This window comes from Amycolatopsis ultiminotia, from assembly GCF_039536925.1.
Classification (GTDB): domain Bacteria; phylum Actinomycetota; class Actinomycetes; order Mycobacteriales; family Pseudonocardiaceae; genus Amycolatopsis; species Amycolatopsis ultiminotia.
Genome location: NZ_BAAAZN010000050.1, coordinates 1 through 4276 on the forward strand (window position 1 = coordinate 1; position 4276 = coordinate 4276).

Genomic DNA, 4276 nt, shown 5'->3' on the forward strand with positions numbered 1-4276 from the left:
CCTGCGAATGACCCACCACCGCATCCGGCTCCACACCCGCAGCCCGCCACACCTCCGCCAACGACACCATCACCGCCCACAACGCAGGCTGCACCACATCCGCACCCACCAACTCACCGACCAGCGCGGCGTCCACATCCACATACGGCGCCAGGGCCGCACGACACTCGGCCAGCCGCGCAGCGAACACCGGGGACGCAGCAGCCAACTCCCGACCCATCCCGGCCCACTGACTACCCTGACCCGGAAACACAAAGACTGTCTTCCCCTGCGCTGCGCCAACGCCGCGCACGACACCGGGCGCGGGTTGCCCCTCGGCCAGCGCCGCCAACCCGGCGGTCAGCTGGTCACCGGTCCCGAGCACCACCGCCCGCTGTTCGAACGCCGACCGGGTCGTGGCCAGCGACCACGCCACGTCCGCCGCCTCGGCGGGGTGCGCAGCCAGCTGGTCCCGCAGCCGGGTGGCCTGTGCCGCCAATGCCTCGCCGCGTCCCGAGACCGGCCACGCCACCACGTCGGTCCGCACCACCGGCTCCGGCCGTTCGACCGGCTCGGGCTCCTCGGCAGGCGCATCCTCGACGATCACGTGCGCATTGGTCCCGCTCATCCCGAACGCCGACACACCCGCCCGCCGAGGCCGCTCACCCACCGCCCAGTCGACGTCTTCCTGCAGCAGCCGGACGTTCCCGGCGCTCCAGTCCACGTGCGGTGTCGGTTCATCGGCGTGCAGGGTCCGGGGCAACCGCGAATGCTTCAGTGCCTGCACCATCTTGATCACACCGGCCACACCAGCAGCCTGCTGCGCATGCCCCAAGTTCGACTTCAGCGAACCCAACCACAACGGCTCGGCACGACCCTGACCATAAGTCGACAACACCGCCTGCGCCTCAATCGGATCACCCAACGTCGTCCCAGTACCGTGCGCCTCGACGACGTCGACGTCCGCCGCCGACAGGTGCGCGCTGTCCAGCGCTGCGCGGATCACGCGTCGCTGCGACGGTCCGTTGGGCGCGGTGAGACCGTTCGACGCGCCGTCCTGGTTGACCGCGGTGCCGGTCACCACGGCGAGCACGTGGTGACCGTTGCGGCGAGCGTCGGAGAGCCGCTCCACCACGAGTACCCCGGCGCCTTCGGACCAGCCGGTCCCGTCCGCGTCCGCGGAGAACGAACGACACCGACCGTCCGCGGAAAGCCCTTGCTGCCGGGAAAACTCCGCAAACGTCCCGGCAGTCGCCATCACCGTGACACCGCCGACGAGCGCGAGGCCACACTCCTGCTGCCGCAGCGCCTGCACCGCCAGATGCAACGCCACCAGCGAAGACGAACACGCCGTGTCCACCGTGACCGCCGGACCTTCAAGGCCGAGCGTGTACGAGACCCGGCCGGAGATCACGCTGCCCGCGTTACCGGTCATGAGATAGCCCTCGGCACCGGTGCTGTTACCGGCGAACCCGGCGGCGTAACCGGACGTGGCGGCGCCGGCGAACACACCCGTGCGCGAACCGCGCAACGTCTGCGGATCGATCCCGGCCCGCTCCAGCGCCTCCCACGTGACCTCCAGCAACAGCCGCTGCTGCGGATCCATCGCCAACGCTTCCCGCGGTGAGATCCCGAAGAACCCGGCGTCGAAATCGGCCGCGTCATGGACGAAACCGCCCTGACGTGCGTAGTCGCCGGCCTCCTCCCAGCCACGGTCGGACGGGAAATCCGAGATCGCGTCGCCGCCGGTGGCGACCAGCTCCCACAGGTCGCCGGGGCCGCGCACACCGCCGGGCAGCCGGCAGCCCATGCCCACGACCGCGATCGGCTCGCGGCCGCGTTCCTGGACCTCCCGCAGCTGCCGCTGGGTGTCGTGGAGGTTGGTGACCGTCCACTTCAGATAGTCGCGCAGTTTGTCTTCGTCCGCCACCGTCGCCTCACTCACCCTCGCCGCACCGCAGTGCCCGCCTGGTCATTCCGACCGGCCGAGCTCGGTGTTGATGAAGTCGAACATCTCGTCGTCGGTCGCCGCCTCGATCCGGCTCGCGACCTCGTCCCCGCCACCGGCGCGGTCCGTCCACGCCGCCAGCACCCGCTGCAGCCGCGCCGTGACCAGCTCGTGCGTGCGCTCGTCCGGCTCGGCGCCGGCCAGCAGCGCCTCGAACCGGTCGAGCTGCTCGGGCAGCTCCGCTTCCGCGGAGTCGCCGACCAGCTCCGCCCGCAGGAATCCGGCGAGCGCGCCCGGCGAAGGATGGTCGAACACCAGCGTTGCGGGCAAGGCCAGTCCGGTGCACGCACTCAACCGGTTCCGCAGTTCGATCGCGGTCAGCGAGTCGAACCCGAGGTCCTTGAACGCCCGGTCCGGCTCGAGCTGGCCGGTGTCGGTGAAGCCAAGCGCTGCCGCGGCCTCGCCGCGCACCAGGTCCACCAACGTCCGCTGCTGATCCACTGTGGACATACCGGTGATCCGCTGCGCGAATCCGTCGTCCGCCACCGGTACCGGTTCCTCGGCGGTGCACGCCTCCGGAAGGGAGCCGAGCAGCGGGCTGGGCCGCCGCACCGTGAATGCCGGGGCGAACCGTGCCCAGTCCACGTCCGCGACCGCAACCGCGGTGTCCCCGCCGTCCACCGCCTGCGCGAGTGCACCGATCGCGCGGCGGGGATCCATCATCCCGAGCCCGCGGCGGGCGAACTCCTCGCCCGCCGCACCCGCGCCCATGCCTGCGCCGTCCCACAGGCCCCACGCCACCGAGGTGGCCGCCCGGCCTCGTGTCCGCCGGTTCACCGCGAGCGCGTCGAGGTAGGCGTTTCCCGCAGCGTAGGCGGGTTGGCGCGCACTGCCCCAGGTCGCCGCGATGGACGAGAACAGCACGAACACGTCCAGGTCACCGGTCAGCTCGTCCAGCCACCGCGCACCCGCGACCTTCGCTGCGACCACCCGGGTGTGCTCCTCGAGCGTGACCTCCGCGGTCGGGGTGGTCTGCCCGATCCCGGCCGCGTGCACCACGGCGGTGAGGCCGGGCAGCCGGTCCAGCACTGCCGCGACCTGCGTCCGTTCGGCGGTGTCGCACGCGAGGACCTGGACCGCGCTGCCCTGGCCGGCGAGTTCGGCGGCCAGCTCGGCCACCCCCGCGGCCGCCGGACCGGACCGGCTGGTCAGCGCCAGTTCCGGTGCCCCACGCCCGGCGATCCAGCGGCCTAGGTGAGCACCGATCCCGCCGGTGCCCCCGGTGATGAGCGTGCTGCCGCGCGGCTGCCAGGTGCGCGTCAGCTCCGCACGCGGCGCACGCACCAGCCGTCGGGCCAGCAGTCCGGACGGCCGGACCGCGACCTGGTCCTCGGCACCGGACAGCACCGCGGCCAGCTTCGCCGCGTCGCCGTCGAGGTCGACCAGCCCGCCCCAGCGCTCGGGGAACTCCAGTGCGGCCACGCGGCCGAGGCCCCAGATCTGCGCCTGCGCCGGATCCGCCACGGCCTCGCCCGGCCCGGCCGCGACCGCGCCCTCGGTGACGACCCACAGCGGCGCGTCGAGACCTTCCTGTACCAGGGCCAGCACCTGGCCGATGCCCTGTGGCACGACCGGGAAGCCCGGCACCGGCTCGTCCCCGGCCGCGGGCAGCGCCACGATCCCGGCGAACTCGCCCGCGTGCACAGCGTCGAATCCGGCCTCGACCACCTCGGCGCCCGCTGTGGTGAGCGCACGCACGCAGTCATTCGTGTTTCGCGCGGGATCGGCGACCACCAGCCACGTTCCGTCGAGTGCGGCCTTGGCTTCGGTGACCGGTTCCCAGATGATCCGGTAACGCCAGGCGGCCGTCGTGGAGTCGTCGCGTTCCCGGCGGCGCCACGACGCGAGCGCGGGCAGCACCTCCCGGAACGGCCGGTCCCCGTCGACCGCCAGTGCCTCGGTCAGCAGGTCGGCGTCGCCGTGCTCGACGGCGGCCCAGAACCGCGCCTCGCCCTCACTGCCACCGGTCACGGTGGGCGTCGCGGAGAGTGGCTTCGGCCAGAAGCGCTGCGGCTGGAACGGGTACGTCGGCAGGTCGACCTTCTGCCCGGTCAGGACGGCTTCCCAAGTCACCGGCAGACCACGCGTGTAAGCCCGCGCCAGTGTCGCGACGAATGCGTTCGGCGCCGGAGAGTCCTTGCGCAGCAGGGGAAGGAAGGTGGCGTCGGGCAGCACTGCCGGGCCCATCGACGACAGCGTGCCGTCCGGCCCGATCTCCAGAAACACCGAAACACCCTGCGCAGCCAACGACTCAACCGCATCACCAAACCGCACCGCCTGACGAGCCTG

2 protein-coding genes are annotated in these 4276 nt (G+C 72.1%); both read right to left on the bottom strand.

The genetic code is table 11. From position 1 onward, the window contains the following. Positions 1 to 1909 (bottom strand): type I polyketide synthase (locus ABD793_RS42465; protein WP_344869554.1); only part of this gene is annotated, 1909 nt, incomplete at its 3' end. 42 nt (positions 1910 to 1951) lie between these two features. After that, complete coding sequence (locus ABD793_RS42470) at positions 1952 to 4213, bottom strand: SDR family NAD(P)-dependent oxidoreductase (protein ID WP_344869553.1); 2262 nt, start codon at positions 4211 to 4213, stop codon at positions 1952 to 1954. Between the last annotated feature and the right edge of the window lie 63 nt (positions 4214 to 4276).